The 25,707-nt window shown below is 42.1% G+C and carries 16 protein-coding genes and 1 pseudogene; 10 read left to right on the plus strand and 7 right to left on the minus strand.

Features of this window, described 5'->3' with window-relative positions; all coding sequences use genetic code 11:
- Nucleotides 1-250: 250 nt before the first annotated feature.
- On the minus strand, nt 251-1,570 hold the full coding sequence (gene rimO / locus QUD05_RS26710; RefSeq protein WP_289798723.1) for a 30S ribosomal protein S12 methylthiotransferase RimO: 1,320 nt from the start codon (nt 1,568-1,570) through the stop codon (nt 251-253).
- A 755-nt stretch (nt 1,571-2,325) separates the two neighbouring features.
- Here rimO and btpA point away from each other — a divergent pair.
- From btpA to QUD05_RS26725, 3 genes are all read left to right on the plus strand, one after another.
- The gene (gene btpA / locus QUD05_RS26715; protein ID WP_289800087.1) at nt 2,326-3,174 is read left to right on the plus strand and encodes a photosystem I biogenesis protein BtpA; all 849 of its coding nucleotides are present in this window, start codon (nt 2,326-2,328) and stop codon (nt 3,172-3,174) included.
- A gap of 159 nt (nt 3,175-3,333) precedes the next feature.
- The gene (locus QUD05_RS26720; protein WP_289800088.1) at nt 3,334-4,317 is read left to right on the plus strand and encodes a vitamin K epoxide reductase family protein; all 984 of its coding nucleotides are present in this window, start codon (nt 3,334-3,336) and stop codon (nt 4,315-4,317) included.
- 381 nt (nt 4,318-4,698) lie between these two features.
- Nucleotides 4,699-6,903 (plus strand): CHASE2 domain-containing protein, encoded by a 2,205-nt coding sequence (locus QUD05_RS26725; RefSeq protein WP_289798724.1) that lies wholly within the window; start codon nt 4,699-4,701, stop codon nt 6,901-6,903.
- Between the two features lie 1,123 nt (nt 6,904-8,026).
- On the opposite strand, the pseudogene nadB reads toward QUD05_RS26725, so the two are convergent.
- The 3 genes and pseudogenes from nadB to QUD05_RS26740 all read right to left on the minus strand — a co-directional run bounded on the left by nadB (nt 8,027) and on the right by QUD05_RS26740 (nt 11,703).
- Nucleotides 8,027-9,704: pseudogene (nadB, locus tag QUD05_RS26730) on the minus strand (L-aspartate oxidase).
- 203 nt (nt 9,705-9,907) lie between these two features.
- Nucleotides 9,908-10,336 carry a photosystem II complex extrinsic protein PsbU gene (psbU, locus tag QUD05_RS26735; RefSeq protein ID WP_194040639.1) on the minus strand — a complete coding sequence of 143 codons (429 nt, stop codon included), beginning with the start codon at nt 10,334-10,336 and terminating at the stop codon, nt 9,908-9,910.
- 587 nt (nt 10,337-10,923) lie between these two features.
- Nucleotides 10,924-11,703 (minus strand): DUF3120 domain-containing protein, encoded by a 780-nt coding sequence (locus QUD05_RS26740; RefSeq protein WP_289798725.1) that lies wholly within the window; start codon nt 11,701-11,703, stop codon nt 10,924-10,926.
- Between the two features lie 437 nt (nt 11,704-12,140).
- Here QUD05_RS26740 and QUD05_RS26745 point away from each other — a divergent pair, with 437 nt between their 5' ends.
- The 7 genes from QUD05_RS26745 to QUD05_RS26775 all read left to right on the plus strand — a co-directional run bounded on the left by QUD05_RS26745 (nt 12,141) and on the right by QUD05_RS26775 (nt 23,784).
- Nucleotides 12,141-12,965 carry an undecaprenyl-diphosphate phosphatase gene (locus tag QUD05_RS26745; protein ID WP_289798726.1) on the plus strand — a complete coding sequence of 275 codons (825 nt, stop codon included), beginning with the start codon at nt 12,141-12,143 and terminating at the stop codon, nt 12,963-12,965.
- Between the two features lie 132 nt (nt 12,966-13,097).
- Complete coding sequence (locus QUD05_RS26750) at nt 13,098-14,423, plus strand: TIGR03279 family radical SAM protein (protein ID WP_289800089.1); 1,326 nt, start codon at nt 13,098-13,100, stop codon at nt 14,421-14,423.
- 1,336 nt (nt 14,424-15,759) lie between these two features.
- A complete protein-coding gene (locus QUD05_RS26755; protein ID WP_502911415.1) occupies nt 15,760-18,570 on the plus strand; it encodes a glycoside hydrolase family 10-like protein in 2,811 nt (936 codons plus the stop codon).
- Nucleotides 18,571-19,139: 569 nt separating this feature from the next.
- Nucleotides 19,140-19,958: a histidine kinase gene (locus tag QUD05_RS26760; RefSeq protein WP_289798727.1), complete on the plus strand. Its 819-nt coding sequence runs from the start codon at nt 19,140-19,142 to the stop codon at nt 19,956-19,958.
- 167 nt (nt 19,959-20,125) lie between these two features.
- A complete protein-coding gene (locus tag QUD05_RS26765) occupies nt 20,126-21,337 on the plus strand; it encodes an EAL domain-containing response regulator (RefSeq protein WP_289798728.1) in 1,212 nt (403 codons plus the stop codon).
- A gap of 300 nt (nt 21,338-21,637) precedes the next feature.
- Complete coding sequence (locus QUD05_RS26770) at nt 21,638-22,981, plus strand: PQQ-dependent sugar dehydrogenase (protein WP_289800091.1); 1,344 nt, start codon at nt 21,638-21,640, stop codon at nt 22,979-22,981.
- Nucleotides 22,982-23,376: 395 nt separating this feature from the next.
- Nucleotides 23,377-23,784, plus strand: a complete 408-nt coding sequence (locus QUD05_RS26775) for a phosphomannose isomerase type II C-terminal cupin domain (RefSeq protein ID WP_069068995.1) — start codon at nt 23,377-23,379, stop codon at nt 23,782-23,784.
- Nucleotides 23,785-23,891: 107 nt separating this feature from the next.
- Here QUD05_RS26775 and QUD05_RS26780 read toward each other — a convergent pair whose 3' ends face one another.
- The 3 genes from QUD05_RS26780 to QUD05_RS26790 form a co-directional block, all read right to left on the minus strand.
- Complete coding sequence (locus QUD05_RS26780; RefSeq protein WP_069068994.1) at nt 23,892-24,650, minus strand: HEAT repeat domain-containing protein; 759 nt, start codon at nt 24,648-24,650, stop codon at nt 23,892-23,894.
- A gap of 174 nt (nt 24,651-24,824) precedes the next feature.
- On the minus strand, nt 24,825-25,451 hold the full coding sequence (locus tag QUD05_RS26785) for a GNAT family N-acetyltransferase (protein ID WP_289798729.1): 627 nt from the start codon (nt 25,449-25,451) through the stop codon (nt 24,825-24,827).
- Nucleotides 25,452-25,467: 16 nt separating this feature from the next.
- Nucleotides 25,468-25,659, minus strand: coding sequence for a DUF8624 family small hydrophobic protein (locus QUD05_RS26790; protein WP_289798730.1), 192 nt, complete (start codon nt 25,657-25,659; stop codon nt 25,468-25,470).
- Nucleotides 25,660-25,707 lie beyond the last annotated feature (48 nt).

Consider the following 25,707-nt stretch of genomic DNA (forward strand, 5'->3'; position numbering starts at 1 on the left):
CTAAATTTTATGTAAGGATTTTTGGATTAGTCATTTAGTCATTAGTTATTTAGTCATTAGTCATTAGTCATTAGTTATCGGCTACTAGTGAGCCAAGGGCGATAGCGCAGCCTCAAGCTATGCCAACGAATCCGCGAACTTCAGGTAAACCCTCATGAAAACTGCCATTAATGCAGCGTTGACCTCAGAATAAGGGTGAATCTGGAAGGGTCATTTAACAAAAGACAAAGGACAAAAGACAAATAACAATTTAGTTATTGACTACCTGACCATAGAGGTCGTATGTATCAGCGTGGTGAATCGCTATTGGCACGATGGTTCCTAATTTTGCCTGGCCTTTGACATATACCAGACCATCAACCTCTGGAGAAAATCTACCTGAACGACCTATTAATTCACCACTTTCAGGATTTTCTTGCTCAATCAGGACATCAACGATTTTGCCTACTTCCTGTTGATTTTTCTTTTGGGAAATCGGTTGCTGGATTTCCATAAGTTGGTATCGGCGCTCGTCCATCACTTCTTGGGGCAAGTGATTTGGGAGTTTGTAAGCTGGGGTTCCTTCCTCAGAGGAAAAGGTGAAGACACCAACATGGTCAAATTCATGCCGTTGAACAAATCCTAGTAGATGCTCAAAATGCTCTTCAGTTTCTCCTGGGAAACCAACAATAAATGTTGTCCGCAATACGGCTGTTGGTAGCGCCGTTTTGATGCGATCTATAATCCCATCATTTACGCGCCCTTGCCAAGGGCGGTTCATGGCGCGGAGAATCTCTGGATGAGAATGCTGTAAGGGCAAATCCAGGTAAGGCAAGACGTTGGGTGTTTCTTGAATCGCCGCGATCACATCTGGGGTCAGTCCCGTGGGATAAGCGTAGTGCATTCTGATCCACGGTATATCTACTTTCCCCAAAGCGCGAAGTAATTCGGCTAATTTTGGCTGACCGTAAATATCTAGACCGTAGTTAGTGGTGATTTGGGAAATTAAAATAATTTCCTTTACCCCTTGACTAACTAACTGCTCCGCTTCGGCGACGATAGATTCAATAGTACGCGATCGCTGGTTTCCTCGAAGATGAGGAATTATACAAAATGCACAACGATAATCACAACCTTCGGCAACCCGGAGGTAAGCAACGCCCTCCGTTGTCGTGCGATAGCGCGGTGTCGTTTCATCGGCAATGTAGGTTGGCTCTATACTAACCTGTTTGACCCGCTCGCCAAGTTCAACACGCTCAATTACATTTACAATTTTGTGATAATCGCCTGTACCCACAACGGCTACTGCTTCAGGCAACTCCTCCAAAAGTTGTTCTTGAAAGTGTTGCGCCATACAGCCAGTGATTACGATTTTTTTATTTGCCTCTGCCAGTTCTACTAAAGTTCTGACAGATTCTTGCCGAGCCGCTTCAATAAAACTACAAGTATTAACAATAACGTAATCTGCTAACTCTTCATTTGTATCTACACCGTAGCCTGCTTCTACGAGCATTCCCAGCATGTGTTCTGTATCAATTCGATTTTTCTCGCAGCCCAGATGAGAAATGGCAATCGTTGGCTTGTCACCCATATTTTGAAAATATCTTCATTTTTTTCTTGTAGTCAACATTCCGGCGCTAATTTCGCTTTTTTCCGACCGCTATCCTTCTAATAACAGCACGTTGGCAGATTTTCACTGTCAGCAACTGTCCGTAGAATTATGACCCTATCAATAATAAAAATAGAGGTCATGTTATGATATTTTTATCAATTTGTTCCCCAGGGTAAATTGAAGTGTCTTTGGGTACATTTGACACTTGTAATGTTTTTTAACAATTCGCCTATTGGTATTTTACATTACCACAGCGTGTGCGTTGTTAACCTACCCATCGGGAAGCCGCCCAAAGGGCTTGTTGTGAGAAGTCGCTACCCTCAGGGAAATCGACGAAAGCGACTACGCCTATAAAGCAGTAATGCTACCCTGGCGATTGGCAAGTCCTACGACAATGCGGGGACAAGACGCCTAAACCACGGAAAGCTGCCTTGCGTCTAGTGAGTGGCAAACTCCTCTTGTAGCCAGGTTTTATCTTAACATATCTTATGGGAGGTTTCACGCCAATTTCCGTCTGAGGAAAGAGGCAATAAACCGACTATCATAAAACACATTTGACTAGTTAATGAAAAGTCAAGAGTCAAGGGTCAAAAGGAGCCAGTCACGTGCGGGGTTTTCCCCGTTGAAGAGCCACCCCTCTAAAAAGGTTCCCGACCTTAAGAGGAGTGGTGTTGAACTGGCGTTCAATAGTCAAAAAATTCTGGACTCTGGACTCCGCGAGGCGGATTAAAGACGTGGACTTATATCAGATATTTAAAACTCGCTCACCAATTATTGGCGTGGTTCACCTGCTACCACTGCCTACCTCACCCCGTTGGGGAGGTAGCCTAAAAGCGGTGATTGACCGTGCCGAACAAGAAGCCGCGGCCTTGGCAAGTGGAGGGGTTGACGGTCTGATTGTCGAGAATTTTTTCGACGCGCCGTTTACCAAAAACCAAGTCGATCCAGTGGTTGTGAGTGCCATGACCATTGTGGTGCAGCGGATACAGAATTTGGTGACTTTGCCCATAGGTTTAAATGTATTGCGAAATGATGCCAAAAGTGCAATAGCGATCGCTAGCTGTGTACAAGCGCAATTTATCCGCGTCAACGTCCTCACAGGCGTGATGGCAACTGACCAAGGATTAATTGAGGGAGAAGCCCATCAACTACTCCGCTATCGACGGGAGTTGAACTGTGATGTTAAAATCCTGGCCGATGTGTTGGTAAAACACGCCCGTCCTTTGAGTTCTCCAAATCTCACAGTCGCCGTAAAAGACACCATTGAAAGGGGTTTAGCAGACGCAGTGATTTTATCTGGTTGGGCTACTGGTAGTCCTCCTAACTTAGAAGATTTGGAACTAGCTTGTGGCGCAGCAAACGGCACACCAGTGTTCATCGGTAGCGGGGCCAATTGGGAAAATATTGATACATTGATGCAGGCAGCAGATGGTGTAATCGTTTCCAGTTCCCTGAAACGTCACGGACGGATAGAGCAACCAATTGACCCTATTCGCGTCAGTCAATTTGTGGAAGCCGCCCGTCGCAATTGGAACTCCAAAGGTGAAAGCAAATCAGCAGAACAAGTGAAGTTACATTCTTAGAAAGTGGGAAAAGAGAGTTAGAAGTTAGGAGTTAGGAGTTATGAGTTATGAGTTATGAGTTTTAAAGTAATTGTTCCTAACTCCTCATTCTTAACTACTCACTCCTCACTCCTCACTCTTAAACTCCTAACTATTACTAATCCCCATTCCCCAATATTTATGATTCGCCGTCGTTCTACTCCTTGGATTCATAAATGGTCACGTCCATTGATTGCCGCGATCGCTGGATGTGGTGCCTTGATCACAGGTTATCTCACCATAGAAAAGTTAACCGGAGGCACTGCCGCCTGTGTGGCAGAAGCTGGTGCTAAGGGCTGTAATGATGTGCTTTCTAGCCCTTGGGCAACGGTTTTTGGTCAGCCATTAGCTTTGTTTGGGTTTTTGGCATACATCAGTATGGTGATATTTGCTTTGGCTCCCTTGGTATTTAAATCAGGGGAAAATAATAGCCGCAAACAATTGGAAAATTGGACGTGGTGGCTGCTGCTGGCAGGTGCGATCGCTATGTCTGTCTTTAGCGGCTACTTAATGTATGTGCTAACATCTCAAATCAAAGCTATTTGTCCTTACTGTATCGGTTCAGCTTTGTTCTCTGTGAGTCTTTTGGTACTAACGATTATCGGTCGGACTTGGGAGGATATTGGACAAATCTTGTTTACCGCACTGATTGTCGGGATGGTAACGCTGATTGGTACTTTAGGCGTCTATGCTGGCGTGAATCAATCAGATGTGACACCTGGAACTCCTGGACAACCTACTAAAATTACCTTTACTCCCAAGGAAAACCCCAACCCAGCGTTCGGTTGGGAAATTACCACTACTTCTGGTGAGGCAGAAATAGCCTTAGCAACCCATCTGGCAAAGGTAGGTGCAAAGGAATACAGTGCTTATTGGTGTCCTCACTGTCATGAACAAAAGCTGCTTTTTGGTAAAGAAGCTGAGGAAATAATCAATAATGGTATTAAAGTAGAGTGCGCCCCTGATGGACTCAAAGCTCAACCAGAACTATGTAAAGCTGCAAAAATTGAAGGTTTCCCCACTTGGATCGTTAATGGTAAAAGCTATAGTGGAGTCCAAAACTTAGAGGAATTAGCGAAAGTTTCTGGTTACACAGGGTCTCGGAACTTCAAGTATTTTAAGTAAAGTACCTACACAACCTTAAGTAGTTCACACCCCATAGTCAACTGGATGAGTACAGTAAAATCTATTTCCAGTTGGCTTTTTTGTTTTTGGTAACAGATAATAGGTCTTATCCAATGCCCAATTACCAATTTTCCTGCGGCTTTTATCTACAAATACTTAAGCTCAAGGAAATTACCTAAGTACATTTACTTTAAAATAATGTATATTTTAATTTCTTCTCATAATACTTGAGAGCAACCTTGGGATGTAATCATGTCTTAAAGAACCTTGCTGAGTTAAAAAATTTTTAGAAACTCTATTTAGCTCCTACTTGAGCTATGTTAGTCCGATAGTTAATAGCTATAGGAAATAGAGAATATTTCTGCCTACTAGGTAATGGGAATGAATCAGCAGCTAGGCAAGCGTTTTGTGAAGTTAATCTTTGGACTGAAACAATCGCTTAGTCGAGGACACAGAGAATTGATTACTGCGGTCAGCGTTGCAGTCTGCGTCCTGCTTTTGCACTCCATTGGATTATTGCAATCTTTGGAGTTGGCAGCTTTAGATCAATTTTTTCGCTTACGTCCAAATGAACCGCCAGAAGACCGGATTACGATCGTAGTGATGGATGAGGCTTATTTAAACGAAGTACGTTCGTGGCCAATTCCAGATGCGAAGATTGCCCAGTTGTTGCAAAAATTAAATGTCCACAAACCCCGTGCGATTGGCTTAGATATCTACAGAAATTTACCAGTAGAGCCTGGTAATCAAGAACTGCGTAATACTTATAAGTCAATGCCCAACTTAGTTGGTATTGAACTACTAGCAAATGATAACAACAAAAACTTTAGTGTTTCGCCTCCACTGGGGCTGAATCCGGATCAAGTGGGCTTTAATAACGTGCTGTACGATCTTGATGGTAAAGTACGTCGCAGTTTGTTGTATTGGCACATTAAAAGTGAAGTACATGAAAGTTTTGCTCTAAAGTTGGCTTTATTGTATTTAAAGTCAAAGGGAATTACTCCCACTAAAGCAAAAAGTAACCCTGAGTATTTGCAATTGGGTAAGGCAGCATTTACTCGTTTTGAGGCTAATGATGGTGCTTATGTGGAAGCTGATGATAGAGGCTACCAAATTTTGAGCAATTTTCCCAAACCCAAATGTCAAAGTTCCTCTGGAGAGTTTTGTAGTTTTCGCCAGGTATCGATGAGAGATGTACTGGCAGATAAAGTCAAAGCAAACTTAATCAAAGATCGGATTATACTTATTGGCTCCACTGCACCCAGTCTCCAAGATTTTGTATTTATTCCCTACTCCAGCAGTTTAATTGGTATGGCAAAGCCTGTACCTGGTATTCAATTGCAGGCTTATTTTATTAGTGAGTTAATCTCTGCTGCTGTACATGGAAGACCATTACTCAAAGTTTGGCCTGACTTGGTGGAATACTTGTGGGTTTTTGTTTGGTCTTATTTGGGAGCCGTGACAATATGGCGGATACGACACGCAACTAGGAGTCTCTTCTATATCCTAGTTTCTTGCTTTGTATTGACCGTGAGTGCATACCTTGCTTTCTTATACGGTTGGTGGATACCGCTCATTCCCTCACTGGTTTGCTTTGGCACTTCAGCTATTTGGATGACTAGTCATATCGCTCACATGCAGGAAGAGTGGAAACGTTCCAAAGAATTTTTGCATCACGTTATCAACACGATCCCCGATCCAATTTTTGTGAAAAATGAACAACACCAGTGGATTGTTTTAAATGAGGCGTATTGTCGATTTATCGGTTATCCAAATAAGTTATTAATTGAAAAGTCAGACTATGACTTTTTCCCAAAACATGAGGCTGATGTGTTTCGACAACAGGACGATCTTGTTTTTCGGACTCAGCAACCCCAAGAACATGAAGAAGAATTTACAAATGCCGATGGTCAGACTCATCAAATTGCCACGAAGCGATCGCTCCACAAAGACTCAGCTGGCAATTTCTTTTTAGTTGGTGTCATCCGAGATATTACTCAGCGTAAGCTGATGGAAGAACAGCTGAAGCGTACTGCTGCTGAACTATACCGCTCTAACAATGAATTAAAACTCAAAGAAGACCACTTACGTTATTTAGCGTATCACGACCCCCTCACCGGTTTATCCAATCGCAAATTTTTTGCCGAACAACTTTACGAGTCCTTACATTGGGCACAACACAATAACTTGTTGTTGGGACTGCTGTTTATCGATCTAGATGGCTTTAAGCAAGTAAATGATACTTTGGGACACGAGACGGGCGATCGCTTGTTAATGACTATTGCTGAAAGACTCAGCAACTCTTTACGCGCTAGTGATACAGTTTCTCGTTTGGGTGGCGATGAATTTACTGTGATTTTACGGGCAATTCCTAATGTCCAAATAGCTGCTAAAGTCGCCGAAAAAATTTTAAGCAGTATTACCAAGCCAATTGTTTTGGACGGCTATACAATCCGAGTCTCTGCCAGTATTGGCATTAGTGTTTACCCATACAACAGTCAAGATAGTGAAACTTTGATGAAACAAGCTGATACAGCAATGTACCGTGCCAAGCGCCTGGGTAAAAATCGCTACGAGTTTGCTTAATTAGTTAAGAGTCAAGTCTCCAGTTTTTTTTCACTATAGTTACAATTTTTACCTTCAAATTAGGAATTTAAACTGGAGACACGTCTAAGGCACTATTTTGAAAAATATAGCTTATGTACTGCGAGGTAAATTTTTAGCCAAGATATATACCCAGCAAGGATTTTTGGCTTTAAGACTAAACCTCATAACTGATGTCATAAAGCAATTAGCGATCAGAAATAATTAGGAAAATAATTTTTAATGTAATTTATATTGCATCAAAAATTATACTGGTACTTATTCGCTTATTAGGCTGTTTGATAGTTTTAAAAATACTTATAACACTATAAATATGTTGTTGTATCTTTACACATCTTTACTCGATTAAGTCTAAACTATACAATCAAATAAGTATTATTTAACATTTTTCTAAACTACTGATTTAGCAAACATAGTGTTTACACTTAAAAGTATTAAGATATTATTAATAAATAGTGAATCAAGCAAAATGCTTACAGTAAATCATTGACATCTCTAACCTGAGACTGATGTAAAAACCGTTTATGAAGAATACCACTTAAGTATAAAGACTCTTTTATATCGGCAAATTAAGGTTAATCGACAAGCGAATACCACAATAACTTGTACGCTACCAGCAATAATTTCATAAAGTTAAAATACTTTTTCCAAAAAGTACAGTAAATATACGGTAGTAAATAAAAAATACGCTCTGAAATAAAAAATTAGTAAATTTACTGAAAGACATGAAGACTAACTTCCGAATCACAAAGTTTATGATATTCTGCATAGCTGCTTATATACTGATCCCAAAAATTGCTGCTTGCACAGGTCTATTGAGTACTGCAAGTGCTAATTCTTTAGCCTCTACTAGCAGTGATACCTTAATCGCCCGCAAGGTCAATTCTCAAAATTTACAAGACATATACATTCCACCAAATTATGGTGGTCCCGACAGTCATAATGGGAGCGGTACCCGTTGATGGCAATTTTAGATTTTAGATTCTGGTAGAGCAGCGGAATGAGTTAACTACCTTCCTGGACACCACATTTTTTACTTGGCGGCTCATTGCAAGATGTTGTGCTTAGGGTTGCGAAAACCGTCAGGCTCTTTAAGGTAGTTTATTCAAGACAATAGTGGAGATTTCCACCAATGATTTGTTTGTATAAGTGTGTGAACTTGCCAATTTGAGTCTGGTTGAGGATAATCTAAACGGAAGTGTCCGCCTCGGCTTTCGGTTCTAAAAGCAGCACTTTTGAGAATTAAATCAGCTACATCTAATAAATTGCGGGTTTCTGCCCAAAGTCCCAATTGCCGTTCAACATCTGGTAGGTCAAAACTAGCGGGTTCTACTGGACGTAAAGCAAGCAAGAATTGAGTTAAAGGCAAGGCAGCGAAATCTTGCTGCCAAGATTCAATAGTAGCGATCGCACTTTCCAGCCTTGATTGTTCTCGACAAATACCAGCACTTTCCCACACTAGACGCGGTAGCTTCTCCCTGAGTGCTTCTAGCTGTGCTTGTTGGATGTGCCACTTACTAGGATCGGCATTAAATTTCCGTAACGGCAGCACTGGTATTTCTGAAGACAGCCCAATATTTTCTAACTTAATATTAGCCATCTGAGCCCCAAACACAATACATTCCAACAGGGAATTACTAGCAAGGCGATTTGCCCCATGCACACCAGTACTAGCGGTTTCACCCACTGCGTATAAACCGGGGATATTTGTGCGATTCATTAGATCCGCAACAATTCCACCCATCCAGTAATGGGCGGCTGGCGCTACAGGAATTGGTTCGTGGAAGACATCAACACCCCAATGCTGACAAACTTTAATGATGTTGGGAAAGCGATGACGAATCTTGTCAGCGGGGATGGGGCGCATATCCAACCAGACATGGGCAGTAGCCAAATCAAGGGCGGTACGTTGTAAATGGCTGAAAATTGCTCTACTGACCACATCTCTAGGTGCAAGTTCACCCGCAGGGTGGTAGTCAAAGGCAAAACGTCGCCCTTCATTATCGATGAGATGCGCCCCCTCACCGCGTACAGCTTCACTGATCAAGAAGCGATCGGCACCAGGTTTAGTGAGGGCAGTGGGGTGAAATTGGACAAATTCTAAATCGCGGAGGATAGCTCCAGCACGAGCGGCGATCGCTACCCCATCACCGGTACTCACTGCCGGGTTAGTGGTTTGGGCAAATACCTGACCACCGCCACTCGGTTGCTAGTACCACAGCACTAGCTCTTATCCAGGTGATTTTACCTTGATAAAACAGGCTAATTCCCTGACAGCAACCAGTTTCGGGTTCAATCCACAAACTCAAAGCCAAAGCTTGCTGAATGACTTGAATATTTTGGCGACGTAATACTTGAGCGGTGAGGGTGGTGGTAACTTCCCTCCCTGTAGTGTCAGCAGCGTGGAGAACACGACGGCGAGAATGGGCAGCTTCCAAAGTTAAAGCTAAGGCTTGACCATGACGGTCAAAAGCTACCCCCAAGTTAACTAGGGATTGAATACAGCTAGGGGCATGTTGGGCGAGAAATTCGACAGCGGTGCGATCGCACAAACCCGCACCCGCCTGGATCGTATCTTCAATATGCAGTGTGGGAGAATCTTCTGGCGCGATCGCTGCGGCAATACCACCTTGTGCCCAATCACTGGCGGATAAAGCAACGGTTTCTTTGGTAATCAAGCCAACTCGCAAGGATTCTGGCAGGCACAGCGCTGTGTATAGTCCAGCAGCACCAGCGCCGACTACTAAGACATCAAATTGGCTGGGAATATCTATCTGAGACAAGGTAATGGGTAGGGGGAGCAGGGGGCAGGGGAGCAGGGGAGCAGGGGGGCAGGGGAGCAGGGGGGCAAGGGAGACTATTTTATTTTGTCCCCCTTGTCCCCCTTGTCTTCCTCATCTCCCTAATTCCCCTTATCTCTAACAAAATATTCCCACTCCCTAGAATCAGGAGTGGGATGCTATTTGCTACATTAACTGCAATTCAGTTATCTGTAGATACCGTTGTTAAAGCGATCGTCTCCTTCATTGAAGGCAGGCTCTAAGTCTGTCACGGTGAATTTATCGAGGTTGGCTTGCAGGGTTTGTTTTTGGCGATCGCTCAATCCTGGAAGATCCAATACATCCTCTACCTTTTGGTAAGGAGCATTGGTGATGATTTTCTTAGCCAGGGTGGGATAAAGCCCTGGAAACTGTTGAAAAGCTCGGACGTTGGTATTATTCAAATCAATTTTTTTACCAAATTCCGTTCCTAGTTTAGCGTCTGCCCGATTCTGCCGCTCAATTGCCAGAACTGGGACTTGAGGAAAAGCAAAACTGTTGAAACTAGCAGCTTGGGCTATCTGAGTTGTTCCCAACCATCCCCAGCAACTAAGTAACAAGCTAAACACTGTTAATAAACGCGCCAATCCTTTCACGATTTTTCTACCTCTTTCCATCAAACAGAAATAAAAGTTTTAAGCTAACAACAGTCATTAGTCATTAGTCACTTGTACTGAGCGGAGCCGAAGTATTAGTCATACCCTGTGGGAAGCCGCTAATCCCTCTACGTGAGAGCGCCAAGGACGAAGGACAAAGGACAAAGGACAAAAGCTGATAGCTTAGTCAACACAGCAGTCATCAGAAACTAATATACAGCGTATTAATATGCACAATATTTACCGTTACTGGGTTTGACTATACTTTTGGCAAAATTTTTATCCTGGAAAGAGTACTTGCATAGCTGCGATAGCGTTGCATCGACGATCCCGGCAGCATTCTCAGCTAGACGAAATCTTTTTGGGGTGGCTGATTCTACCTCTCAAGCAAAAACCAAACTTACGATTCCTAAGATCGAAAATCTTACCAAAAAAGACTTGATGCTGATGGATTTTTATGTAATATTTCTTAACTAATTAATCTTTTACAGCATCATTTTTGATGTTTCGTAGATTGGGCTGGGAAAAGTTTCAGTAAGAGAAGCCTACATGCTTATTGCAACATATAGTTGTGTCTTCTGCCTTCTTCACGCTGCGATCGCAGCTAACAAAAATAGGCTGTCTACTAAAATTGTACTCAAAACGGCTCCACCAAAGGCATACCAGTGTCTTTGATTTCGACCTAAAGCTGAAATTCCTACTGTTAATAGCACTACGGCAAGAATTATCGCCCAAGTTTGCCCCCAAGGTGCTTGTACTTGTATGAGAGCATTTTGTAAAATTTGCGGTACTAAATCTGCATCTACTCTCATGATTTGCCGCCAATAGGGCATCAAATCTACTATATAAAAATATACATCTGTTAAAACTGTACCTAGTAAAGAACCTAAATAAAACCAGTTACCTACCTTGCCCCAATTCTTCGCCAGACACCAGCAAGCAAACGGTAAACCGATAAATTCCACCGGTAGATGCCATAAAGGTTCCCAGCGTAACCAGCCCCAGTAAATCGCTCCTGCTAACCAACTCCAGCTAAACCCCAAGAGTAAATCGCCCCAGACGTAAGTTGCAGGACGTGACATCAAGGCAAAACTGAGCCACACCCAAAATCCTGTCAGCGCTAAACTCAGACTTGGTAGCGATCGCACTATTGGCGCTTCTATAAATACTGGGACTGTTACTAAAAACACCGCCGCCGCAAACACTAACCAAGTTTGTCGGGCAGAAGTAGATAAGGGTAGAGAGGGAGAAAGGGAAAGTGTAGATTCCAATTGTCTGATACCATTCTGCCCAGTATCAGCTAAATCCAACTCGGTATCAATAGAAGGGGTAGAAGCGCTGTAGGAAGACAGTGTATTATTAATCAATGTTTTTAATATTTGTTACTAAACTTTATCTTATTTAAGATATCACATTTTCAAATNCCCCCCTGGGGCATTGTAATTATACTGAAATTTCCACTAGCGCTGGTGCAAACCAAGCAAAACATTCTGCGCCAGACGAATCCATTAAAGTTCCACTATGTACACAACTGCTCTGTAGTTACTTGTAAATGAGGGACTACAGAGAGGTGAAAAGTCAGATGCTATGAGTCTGCTAAATATTAAAGTTTGATGAATTTCTCAAATTGCGTTGACTTATTGAGGTGGGTGTAAGAACATAGTCAGCGTCTTCGATGATGTTTTTGATCGGTAAAATTGAGTTTTCTACAAGATTGGGTGCAATAGAGAGTATATAAAGCAACATCATCAGCTAAACAATGTTCATCACGATCTCTATAATACGAAAAAGGTATTAATTGTATATGGAGTTTATTCAAGCTTTTATTTTAGGTATTGTTCAAGGTATTACAGAGTTTTTGCCAATCAGTAGTACCGCACATCTTCTGATTTTTACCAAGCTATTTGGTTGGAAAGAACTAGGTTCTAAAGATTTTGTTGATGCAATTCAATTTGGCAGTGTTATAGCAATTGTAGGGTATTTTTGGTCGCTGATTTATAGTATTGTCAAAGGTGGAATCGAAGCACTAAAAACTAAAGACTGGCAACGCGAAGAATGGAAAATTCTTGTCGGTATTGTAGTCGGAACACTGCCTGCTTTAATTTTCGGTTTCCTTTTAAAAGATATTTTACCTGAGAGTGCATTAATTATTGGCATCATGTCAATTATTATGGCACTTTTACTAGCTCTAGCAGAAAAAATTGGTACTCGCAAGCGAGGTTTTGATTCATTGCAGATTCGGGATGGTATTTTAGTTGGATTGGGACAAACACTTGCTTTGATTCCGGGCGTTTCTCGTTCTGGCTCGACGTTAACGACTGCCTTATTTTTAGGATTAGAACGCGATACAGCAGCAAAATTCTCCTTTTTGTTAGGGTTTCCAACTCTTACCATTGCGACCCTGTATAAAAGCCTGAAAATCTTCAAGTTGTTTCAAGAACACCAGTTGCCAGATAACATTGTTGGACTGTTAATTGTCGGAATTATTTCAACCTTTATTTTTTCCTACCTATCAATTGCATTTTTGATCAAATACTTAGCAACCAAAAACACTTTGATTTTCGTATGGTATAGATTAGCATTCGGTAGTGCGATCTTACTAGCGATCGCAGCAGGTTGGAAAGGATAATAGTCATTAGTCATTAGTCCAAAGTAAATGACTAATGCCCAATACTTCTCTACGAGAGGCTACGCCCGAAGCGAAGCTATGCCGCAGGCTTTACGACTACGCTCAGTACAAGTGCCCAATGCCCCATTCCCCATGACTACCATTCATCCTGCCCGAATTACCAAGGTTCTTCCAGACTCAATAGCCGCAGAGATTGGTTTTGAAGCTGGGGATGCGATCGTTGCAATCAATGGTACACGTCCCCGCGACTTAATTGATTATCAGTTTTTGTGTGCTGATGAAGTCTTGGAACTAGAAGTTTTAGACGCTACTGGGAAAACTCATAGCCTGGAAATCGAAAAAGATTACGACCAAGACTTGGGGCTAGAATTTGAAACTGCCCTATTTGATGGCTTAATTCAGTGCAATAACCGCTGTCCTTTTTGCTTTATCGACCAACAGCCACCAGGTAAGCGCACCAGCTTGTACTTTAAAGACGACGATTACCGCCTAAGCTTTTTGTACGGCTCTTATCTTACCCTGACCAATTTGCCAGAAAGAGAATGGCAGCGAATTGAACAAATGCGCTTATCTCCGTTGTATATTTCTGTTCATGCTACGGAGCCGGAAGTTAGAATTAGACTCCTGAAAAATCCCCGTGCGGGACAAATCTTGCAGCAACTCAAGTGGTTTCAAAAAAGACGGCTACAAATTCATGCTCAAGTAGTTGTTTGCCCTGGTATAAATGATGGTGAACACCTAGAGCAAACCTTAAAAGACTTAGCATCCTTTCATACTGGTGAAGTGCCTACGGTGGCATCAGTGGCAGTTGTGCCAGTCGGATTGACAAGGTTTCGGCCTCCAGAAGACGAACTCATACCCGTAACCAAAGAAAAAGCGAAAGAAGTGATTTCTCAAGTGCGAATACTCTCGCAACAATTTCGCCAAAAGTTTTCCTCTAACGTCGCTTGGTTAGCTGATGAATGGTTTTTGATTGCAGGTGAGGAATTACCGAGCGAATCTGAATATGAAGAGTATCCCCAAATTGATAACGGTGTTGGTTCAATTCAGTTGTTTATCAAGCAATTTGCAGCCGCGGCAACAGAATTACTACCGCCAAAAGTTTATCCTCAGAGGACATTAACTTGGGTAGTAGGCAACGCAGTAGAAAACGCCTTTGAACCTATCTTGAAACGGTTAAATTCTGTTGAAGGATTAAAAGTAAATATGCGTGCTTTATGTAGTGATTACTGGGGACAGAGTATCACTGTCACGGGATTACTAACGGGTCATGATTTGCTGTTGAACTTACAAGGGCAAGATTTGGGAGACGGAATTTTACTGCCAAATGTAATGCTTAAACATGGTGAATTAGTATTTTTAGATGATATGAGTATTGAAGAATTAGCCTGTAAATTAGAGACAAAAATTTTACCAGTAGGAGGAGTTGAAGATTTGATCAACACCTGTATTCTTTAAGCTGTTTTTGTTAGCTCTTTAGTCTATAGCAGTTCCCCGGTAGATGAAGTACATATCAAAATCTCACTCCCAACCCCTATTCTTAACAAGGAAAGTTTGGGGGTGTGCTTATCTGTCATAAACATTTTTTCAATTGATATAACTTCAACCCTTTCAAGTCAAACTATTTTTTTGTATTCAAACATTTGGATGTTAAATCCAACGTGAGTTCGATGCACAGGATTTTGACCTCACCCCCAGCCCCTGTCCTAACAGGAGAGGGGAGCAAAAAGCCTAATTTTTCGTTGCTCCTCCCTCTCCTCTCTTCGAGACGCTTCGCGAACGCAGGAGAGGGAGGCTGGGTGGGTGAGGTCTGTCGAATTCACGTTAAATCCAAAATTGAGAAACTTTAATTATAGCAACGGACAGGGAGCTTAGGACAGCAATAAAATCACAAAGTACGCTGTTGAAGACGCGTTTCCCGCAAACTGTCCTAACGGCTTTGGCGACTGCTATAAATATAAAAATATTGCTTACTTTTACATCAATGCGATTCACATAAAAGTTATTGGTGTAGACAATTGGTCTTTCTAGATGCGATAAATTGCGTCTCTACATCAATGTGGGCTTATATGAACTTGATTGACTTTTACAGTTAATAAATTTCGGTGATTGTAATTGCGACTGTTGAAATTATTGTCTTATCCTATCTAAAATTTTCTAGAAAAGCTCATGAGAAATTATTGTTAGTTTAACTCTGGCGATCGTCAAGAGTAATACTAAATCTGCCTTCATCCGCCAACCCCTTCTCCCAAAATTGTGAGAAAAGGAGCCGATCTAATTTCAAAGTCACTCTCCCAAGCTTGAGAGAGGGATTTAGGGTGAGGACTTTAAGATGCGCTAGTATTACTTTTTTAACTCACAAAAATCCTGAAAAACAGATAATTAGAACAAGAGTGGCATTTTTTATTTTAGGTTGAAGTGAAAACTCTCTGCAATTACGCAAAAGCCTATGGGAATTGGTAAATGCAAAATTTTCTAAAACCTAGTCACCGATAGAATTAAATTCACAATGTAATAGCTAACAATTTCTATAGAATCGCCTGGGCAATTTGAGTATCCATCTTGGCATTTTTTACTGCTTTTGATAGGCTAGATTGATGAAAGTCATTCACTAAGTACTTCTACGAGAAGCTTATAGGAATCTACTTTATTTTTGAAAAGCCAAAGATTAGGTTTACTTAATCCAAGAGAGAATATCAGTAAACTTACTAGGATAAAGCTAGAGTCCTATATTATGTACTAATGAATTATGACTAATAACTAAATTAATTAATAATGAAGTGAGGAGTCACTGGTGAAGTATCAGGAAAACCAAAAAGATATAAGTTTAAAAATTAAAAAAGCTAGAAAATTATTTATTTTAAGTTGTGAAATTGTAGTTTTAAGTTTTTTGAGTATTTTGCCAGTAACGGCGGCGACTGAAGAACCCGTATTGAGTGTAGTGTATGGGCAAGAAAATGCAAATCAATGGAAAGGGATAAGCGATCGCTTACAGACAATAGGGGTGAAATATTGTGTAATTTCCCTAAATGATGTTAAGAGTGGGGCAGATTGGGGCAATCGCCGGGTATTATTTTTGCCAAATGTTGAGACATTAACACCAACTCAAGCGATCGCTCTAGAAGAATGGATGAGTAAGGGAGGGCGTTTGATTGCTAGTGGCCCTGTAGGTAGTTTGTCATCGCCAGGAGTACGACAGTTATTGCGATCGCTCTTGGGAGGTTATTGGGGATTCAGCCTTAGTGACACAGAACAGATTCAAGCTGCAAAAACCAAGATCCCAGGATGGGCAAATCAAACTGGACTCTTTGGTAAAGTACGCGGCGGCGTTGTGATTCCTAACGATATGGGCGCTGAATCTCCTGCTGTTTGGAATTCCAAAGATAATCCGGCCGCAGTCGTGACAACTGAGCGTTCTACCTTTTTGGGCTGGCGCTGGGGAACAGATACAGCCTCAGCAGCCGAGTTGGATAATGCCTGGTTAAAAACTACTATCAATCACTATTTGACAGCACTAGCGCCATCAAATCGGACAAAAAAAATACCAGGAGGTTCCCAAAGCTGCTCTACGACTGTGGCTGCTGCGCCAATGGGGCAGGGGAGCAGGGGGGCGGAGGGGCAGGGGGGCAGAGGGGCAGGGGGGCAGGGGGGCGGTTCATCTCTCTCGTCTCCTCCTAAAACTGCGACTGTTCCCATACCTAGATCGCTGCCTATGGTCAAACCCCCAAGTTCTCAGGAGGCTATTGACCAATTAGAACAAGCGGTGCGTTTGGATGTTGCACCCAACTCCAATGAGCCGATTGATAACAGGCAAGCGATCGCTCTCCAACAAGAGCTAGAAAATCTGATTGGTCGAGTGGAAAGCGCTCATTTAGCGGTGTTAGCTGATGCGGCTAATGTTGGCGAAACAATATCTGGGGAGAAGCAGTTTTCTAGGGATTTAAACACTCCCCAGTCTGTCAAAGAACAGCCAATACAATTAGCCTCAACCAAACTGGGGGCGCTAGCCATAAGTAAAGACCAAGCTTTAGCACAAGCAAGGCTAATTGCCAAAAATTTACCCCAGTTGATTGCTCAAAAAAACTACGCTTTGGCTCGTCAGCAATGGCTAGCCGCTAAAACGACTTTGTGGCAGCAGTTCCCTGTCGATCGGAAGCTAGCTCAACCAGAAATTCGCGCAGTTTGGTTAGATCGGGGGACGATTGTTCGTGCTGGTAGTAAGGCGGGACTGGCACAGATTTTTGATCGCCTCGCCCAAGCCGGGATTAATACCGTCTTTTTTGAAACTGTTAACGCTGGCTATCCAATTTATCCGAGCCAAGTCGCCAAAGAGCAAAACCCATTAATTCGTGGGTGGGACCCACTGGAAGAGGCGGTGAAATTAGCCCATGAGCGAGACATGGAATTACACGCTTGGGTTTGGACTTTTGCTGCTGGCAATCAACGTCATAACGAAATTCTCAACCTTAATCCTACTTATCCAGGGCCAGTACTGGCGGCTCATCCCGATTGGGCAAACTACGATAACCTGGGCAACATGATTCCCGTTGGTCAAAGCAAGCCATTCTTCGATCCAGCCAACCCCGAAGTGCGGCAATACTTGCTCAAGCTGTATGAGGAAATTGTCACTAAATATAAGGTGGATGGTCTACAGCTAGACTACATTCGCTACCCTTTCCAAGACCCATCAGCAGGTCGAACTTATGGCTATGGGAAAGCTGCAAGAGCGCAATTTCAGCAACTTACTGGTGTAGATCCAGTGAATATTTCTCCTAGCCAAGCAGACTTGTGGCAAAAATGGACAAAATTTCGCACCGAGCAAGTTGATAGCTTTGTCGCTCAAGTATCACAGCAATTGCGACAAAAGCAACCGAATTTGATTTTGTCGGTTGCAGTATTTCCTTTGCCAGAACAAGAGCGGATTCAGAAAATTCAACAAAATTGGGAAACTTGGGCAAGGCAGGGGGATGTAGATTTAATTGTTCCCATGACTTATGCTCTCGATACTTCTCGGTTTCAACGACTGGCCCAACCCTGGATTGCCTCTAAACAATTAGGAGCTACCTTGTTGGTGCCGGGAATTCGCTTACTTTCTTTGCCAACCATCGGGGCATTCGATCAACTCCAGTTGGTAAGGGACTTGCCAGTTAGCGGTTATGCACTATTTGCCGCAGAAAATTTTAGCAACGATCTCCAAAAAATCTTTAGTAGCACCCAAGGTAGGATTCAATCCACAACAAGTGAACCGATTCCTCACCGCCAGCCTTTTCAAACTGCCGCCATCCGTTACACCGCGCTACAACGAGAATGGAAATTTGTTTTCCAAAATGACCAACGACAAAGGTCATCTCAGAAAATTTCAGATTTTAACAACCAGGCAGAAGTTTTACGCAGCGCTTTAAATCAACTGGCAGCTTCACCTTCTGCTAGTAAGTTACTAGTGGCGAGAGCCTCTCTAACTCGGTTCCAGTCTCAATTCCGGGTATTGATGAGCCAAGAAATTAAGTCGAATTCCTATCAAGTCAAAGTTTGGGAAAATCGACTCGTAACTATAGAAAGGCTATTACGTTATGGCGAACGGCGGGTGCAGTTGCGTCCTTTGTGAAGAGGCAGAGGCGGGGAGCAGGGGAGAAATCAATTCAAAATTCAAAATTGAAGATTCAATCCCAATGCCCAATGCTTAATACCCAACTAGCTGGATATAAGCTAGTTTGTAATTCTTAACACACTTTTTGTAGTGTTTGTATCCCAAATATTACTACTTGTTTAGGAATGAGAATTAAATAACATCGACTTTTGTAGGTTGGGTTGAGGCACGAAACCCAACGCCCCAGAGATGTTGGGTTTCACAGACTCAACCCAACCTACACAGGTTATTAAATCCACGATCCTTAGTGTCAAAATATTGGAAAATACTTAGATAAGCAGCTTTAGATAACTATTATTTGATGATAGCTATCGTGAAAATCTATGCAAGCTTTACCTCAGCTCATCAGGCTACAAAGCTTAGAGTTAAGAATTGACTGTTTGCTCCTGATGGTTGTGTTAAAAACATCACTATTAGAGTAGATGCTATTTCTACAACGGGCTACGCTTATGCACTGATGTAGCACGGGGTAAAAGTATCTTGTTTTTTCATCTTCGCAGATAGTAGTGTCCTTCACAAAGCATGATATGGTACTGTTTGTAGCTTCTGGAACTAGCTTGAAAACAGCCAATACTTTTGAAGTTATGCATATCTTAGTCATGACATTGAACATGTTAGAATTTTCGGAAATAGTCTCAGTGCTATCACGGTTATACCAGCAGCAGTTGGAACTACTTCTAGTTGTAGCTAAGCAAAGTAATATTACCGACAATATTACTCCTGAAAGTATCTGTATCTGTCAAGCACTGGCACAAAAAACAGAGAAAACTAGAGGTAATGCTAGTATTGATTCCTTTGAGGTAGAACATCAGATTTTCATTGAGAGACAATTACTCAAGTCCCAATGGTTACTAGCACGCGCTATAGTACGTAAAGCTACGACAGGCAAATACACTCACTTCATTGAAGTTTATGAGGAAGATTTGGACTTGTACCGTAAGTCTAATAGGATAATGCAAATCAATACGCCCAAATATCACATAATCATGACTGAAATGTTGAATGATGTGTTGATTATCGGCCAGTTAGAAGTAGGAAAATTAGAGTGTAAAGCAACATCCTTCAATTTAGTTGAACATAGCCAAGAATCGCCAGAACAAATACAGATGAATCTGGGCTATCGGCGCTTGATTTTTTTCACCAGTCAATATAAATTTGTAACCTGCTGCATCGATGAAAAACTGCTGGTACACATTTTGACTAACTTGTTTTCAAATGCGATTAAATATTTCTCCTTTGATGGCATTTTTAAGTTTAATCTTCTTATTCAAGATAGACAAACTGCATTTGAAGTTAAAAATTTGCAGGATTGGGATTTTCCAAGGATGTATAGTGTATTTTATTGAATCATTTTATCACACTATAAATGGTGTTATTATACTAAATAGCGTATTAAAAATGGCATTTTTAAAAAAGTGTGTAGATATCTCCAAAAGTAAAATGTTTATTATCAATATAATGACATTTGTAATAAATATTTAGGATGTTGCTATTTATAAACATGAGGTAATTTATGCCCAAAATCTTAATAATAGAAGATGAAGAAGCAGTACGTGAAAACATTTTAGATTTGCTAGAAGCTGAGGACTTTGAAACTATTGCTGCGGCTAATGGCAGAATCGGGGTACATTTGGCTATTTCCGAAGCTCCTGATTTAATTCTTTGTGATATGATGATGCCAGAAATTGACGGTTATGGCGTGCTAACAGTATTACGTCAAGATCCATCAACAGCAACAATTCCCTTCATATTTCTCACTGCCAAATCTGCCAAATCTGACTTCCGTCAAGGTATGGATATGGGTGCAGATGACTATATAACTAAGCCATTCACTCGAACTGAGTTATTAAGTGCCATCATGAACAGGTTGGAAAAATACGCTACTTTAAAAAGGTATTTATCTCCTCAGATTATCATTAATAACTTGTCTCCAAAAATGCAGTTGTTAGAAATTAGCTTACACCGAGCTATAAAACAACATAATTTTCAAGAATTTGAAATTTATTATCAACCAATAGTCGATATTGCATCTGGAAAAATAATAGGTGCTGAAAGTTTATTGCGCTGGCAAAGTCCAGAATTAGGAATGATTTATCCAACAGAATTTATTCCGTTAGCAGAGTCTACAGGTTTAATTATTCCGATTGGAAAATGGGTATTAAAAAGGGTATGTCAACAAATTAAAAGCTGGCGTAATGCTGGAATTAATTCATTGATTGTTGCTGTAAATTTGTCAGTAATTGAATTTAATCAGCCAGATTTCATTCATAATGTAGTTAATTTTATATCTGTGAATAATCTAGAACCACATGACCTAGAACTAGAACTAACTGAAAGTATGATTATGCAAGATGTAAATAGTGCGATCGCTACTATGAGCAAATTGCAATCTTTGGGTGTAAAAATTGCGATTGATGATTTTGGTACGGGTTATTCTTCTTTGATTTATCTGAAAAACTTACCAATCAATACATTAAAAATAGATCGTTATTTTATCCATAATGTTGCTAACGATTCGCAAAAGTCAGCCATCGCTAAGGCATTAATTCAGATGGCTCATAATCTTAATCTAGATGTAGTGGCTGAAGGTGTAGAGACGGAAGCAGAACTAGGTTTTTTACGCCAACACAACTGTAATTTTATGCAAGGTTTTCTATTTAGTCGTCCCTTACCAGCAGCAGAATTTGAAAATTTTTTGTTCACTAACAAATGTTTGTATGTGTAAATATTGGGCATTGGGAATAGAATTTAGTCACTAGTAGGCTACGGCGTAAATAGAGCAACCATTGAAAATCTCTAAAAAAGACCATTTTATAATACTTTTGACTTTTGACCCTTCGACTGCGCTCAGGGTCAAGGCTGAGCGAAGCCGAAGCCTTAATTTTTGACTTTCGCCTTGCGGTACTAGTGCTTTATTTTGGAATTATTAATAGGTTGACTAACTAAGAAAAATCAAACTTTTGACTGGCGACAATTATTAAGCCTCAAGTCTAGAGTAGGAACATTGTGTATAGTGTCTACCGCCATGAAAGTTATTGCGCGTTTTTTGCTGCCAGTTTTTTTAATGATTTTGGCAGCAGCCTGTAACCAGACTCGCGCTAACTCAGATAATCCTACACCTCAAAAATCTGTACCTTCTGCCCAACTGACACAGAATCCTACGCAGCCAAAAAATATTGTCCGTACTGAAGCACTTTCACCTACACCCATCCGCATCAATCTGAAGAATTTACCAGCACCCTTCGCAACAGAAAGTGCCTCTAAGCGGCCAGAGGTTGTACCGATTCCGCAAAACCCGGTGCTGCGTGTACCGCCAGGATTTACAGTAAATGTCTTTGCCGAAGGTTTAGATGCGCCACGCTGGCTAGCTTTAACTCCCAGTGGGGATGTATTGGTGACTGAAACCGGGCAAAATCGGATTCGTCTGTTACGTGACAGCAATGGCGATGGTATAGCCGACGTTCGAGAAACCTTTGCTAGTGGGGAAAACGGACTCAATAGACCCTTTGGTATGGCTTTTGTAGATAATTCGTTTTTTCTGGGGAACACAGATGCTGTGGTGCGTTTTCCCTATAGCCAAGGCCAAAACCAGATTACAGGTAAAGGGGAAAAAATTGCCGATTTGCCCGCTCAAGGTTATAACAACCATTGGACGCGCAATGTCGTTGTCTCACCCGATCGCAATAAATTATATGTTTCAGTCGGTTCAGGAACAAATGTGGATGAGGAACCCTTACCACGGGCTTCGATACAGGTGATGAATTTGGATGGTTCCCAACAGCAAACTTTTGCTTCCGGCTTGCGTAACCCTGTTGGTTTAGACTTTCATCCTATAACTAAGGAACTTTATACCACTGTCAACGAACGGGATGGAATTGGTGATGAATTGGTTCCAGACTATCTAACACGCGTTAAACAGGGGGCATTTTACGGCTGGCCCTATGCTTATCTAACGCCAAACAACCTCGATCCACGGCAAAAAACTGATGACAAAAGTAAACGTCCTGATTTAGTAGCCCGGACTCAAACGCCAGATGTGCTGTTCCAGGCGCACTCCGCAGCATTGGGTTTGCAGTTTTATGATGGTAAAACGTTTCCGAAAAAATACCAGAATGGTGCTTTTGCGGCTTTTCGTGGTTCTTGGAATCGCGATCGCGGCACTGGTTATAAAATTGTATTTGTTCCCTTCGATGCTAAAGGGCGATCGCTTGGCTACTACGAAGATTTTCTCACAGGATTTTTGCTAAACCCTTCTGTACCAACCACTTGGGGACGACCTGTAGGTTTACTCGTGTTGCCAGATGGTAGTCTACTACTAACAGAAGAAGCCAATAATCGGATTTATCGGATTCAGTATACGGGTGGTTAAGCAATTCACGCCTTCAAACATTTAGAAATTCACGGATAGGATCTGTTGCCTAAAGTAAAGTTAGAGCAGTTGTCATCAATAGAGACGTTGTGACTGCATCTCCCTACCCAGGTTTATCTCGTTTACGGTAAATTACTGATGAAGAAGAATGCAGAATCCAGAATCCAGAATTCAAAATCAAGACGCTCGTGACGCTCGAATACTCGCTAACGCTGCGCTATCGCCCTTGGGGCTAGCTTTTCCCAAAGGGAGAAGACTCGCTTTCCGCGTCGCTATCCGTCATTCATACAGAATACCCAACTGAATTCTGACTCACCTCGACTGCGCTCGGCGACCACCTGACTCCTGAATTCTGTTCGATAAATACTAATACTTATCTGGTTGAGAAATAAATTATGACTCCCAATGAAAATAATACTCAGTCAAATATCAACGAATTGTCTCCACATTCAGGTACACGATATTGGGGTGAGGTAGAGGTAATTGAGGAAGGAGAAACTTATAGAATTAGTCGTGTTGAAATCAAGCCCAGACACGGGATTAAACCACAAATTCATTATCATCGCAATGAACATTGGGTTGTAGTTTCCGGTGTGGCGAAAGTAACTTGTGGCGATGCGGAAATATTACTGAATCGAAACGAATCAACTTATGTCCCCGCAGCAACACTACATAAAGTAGATAATCCTGGGCATATTCCGCTAGTTATTCTGGAAATTCAAAATGGTGAATATCTGGGTGAGGATGATACTGAGCGCCCTTATGACTTAAATTTGGTCAAACCTGTAGCTGAAGGACAGTAAGGGCTGGGGGGCAGGGAGCAGGGGCACGGGGCAGGGAGCAGGGAGCAGGGAGCAGGGGAGGGAGTAAGGGAGAATTAATAACCAATGCCCAATGCCCAATGCCCAAATCAAAACCACCCTTCTTGTTCTAGGGTTTCAATCAGCTGTAAGCCACGGGGATCGCCTACTCCTAATAGTGAGGCTTTGGCGTCTTCTCGGACTCCCAAATCTTGGTCTTCGGCAAAGGCTTGAATTAGGGCATCGATCGCAGTGGCATAAACTACATTAGAAGGTAGTTCGCGGCACAGTTGACCAATTGCCCAAGCACTGTTACTCCGTACTGCTGCCACAGGATCTTGAACTAAGGCTTCAATTAAAGGTGGTGTTGCCCCTATCACTGCTTCATAACCCACTTCTGCCATCTGTGCTAAGGCGCTAGCAGCCCACAAACGCACTGCGGAAATGTCGGTTCTGAGGGCGTTTGCTAAAGGTGCTAAAGAACGGCGATCGCGACAGTTTCCTAAAGCCCAAACTACACCTTTACGCACATAGCCATTCCAATCACTGTTTAGTTGAGCAATTAACGGACTCACTGCTTCTAAACTGGGATTGCGTCCGATGCCATAAGCTGCACTTACCCGCACCAAGGGACAGGTATCAGTTAACAGGCGAATCAGATGGGGGGTAGCACGGGCATCTTCTATATCACAAAAAGCACGTGCCGCTAACATTCTTTGCTGGGGCTGGGGATTTTCCAGCAAGGCTAGCATCACTTCTGGATCGGGCTTGGCCACAACTGATTCGGCAGTTAGCGGCTCTATTTTATCTAAGGGGCTTTCTAGCTCCTCCTCAATATCGAGTAGGCTTAGATCGTCTTCGTCATACATAATTTGATTTCAATCCCGAAAAGGGATTAACATATAATCCCCCGCGCCAATAAGTTAAAGCTTTATATATATTAGTTGGGTTCTTATACATTTTCCTTTCTTCCTCGTTGAGTATTATCCAAACGAGAACCTCTATAACTCATACGCTACAGTATGTTATCGCTATTCTTGAGTTTATTTTTCTGCACTCAGGAATTTTACCATCCAGATGGATTGGGTTTGATAACCTAACTGATTGTAAAGATTCAATGCGGGTTTATTGGATTGAAACACTTGCAGTCCAATCTGGCGATCGCCTCTTTGAATAGCCCAATTTTCCACATATCGCATCAAAGCTGTACCAATACCCCGCCGCCGATGTTCTGGTACAACGTAGAGGATAAAAATGTGAGCATGACGGTTCCCATGTACTTGATCTATGGCATTGCCCACCCAGAGGCAAGCTATCGGGGGATGGGGAGCAGCACTTCTCTGCGAGACGCTGCGCGAACGGCTCATTTCGGCTACGCTCAATGACCAACGCTCAGTGACCGAGGGGCAGAGAGGCAGAGGGGCAGAGGAGAGAGATTCTTTATTGCTCCCCTGCTCCCCTGCTCCCCTGCTCCTCTGCTCCCCCTCCTCTTCTACCCACCACAAGGGCGTATCGCTGGAGAAGTATTGCTTAACTGTTTGCTCTAGGTGGGAAAAATCCTCATTGGGAAAAAGATCCTGGTAAGTTCGCTGCATAAATTTAAGCAGCAGCGATCGCTCCAAAAGGGAGCCACGGCGAATAATATATCCAGGTAATAGTTGCTCAGACACGCTGATGTTTATTGACTTAGCTAGCTAAGTTATGTGCTGCTGGAGGTAAATCAATTGGACTACGTTGAGAAGTTACTTGTACCTCTTCAATTGGTGCGGGTGCTGCCATATCAGACGGTAAAAAGATCCGGGCGCTGACTGCCACTAGGGCAAAGACAAATACCAGTACTACAAGCAGTGGAGCGATGTATTGACGAAAAATAGCCATATTTTAATTGCAAGAAGCTAGGAACTTTCATGAGAACCTAGCTAAAGA

Source organism: Nostoc sp. GT001, from assembly GCF_030382115.1.
Taxonomy (GTDB): domain Bacteria; phylum Cyanobacteriota; class Cyanobacteriia; order Cyanobacteriales; family Nostocaceae; genus Nostoc.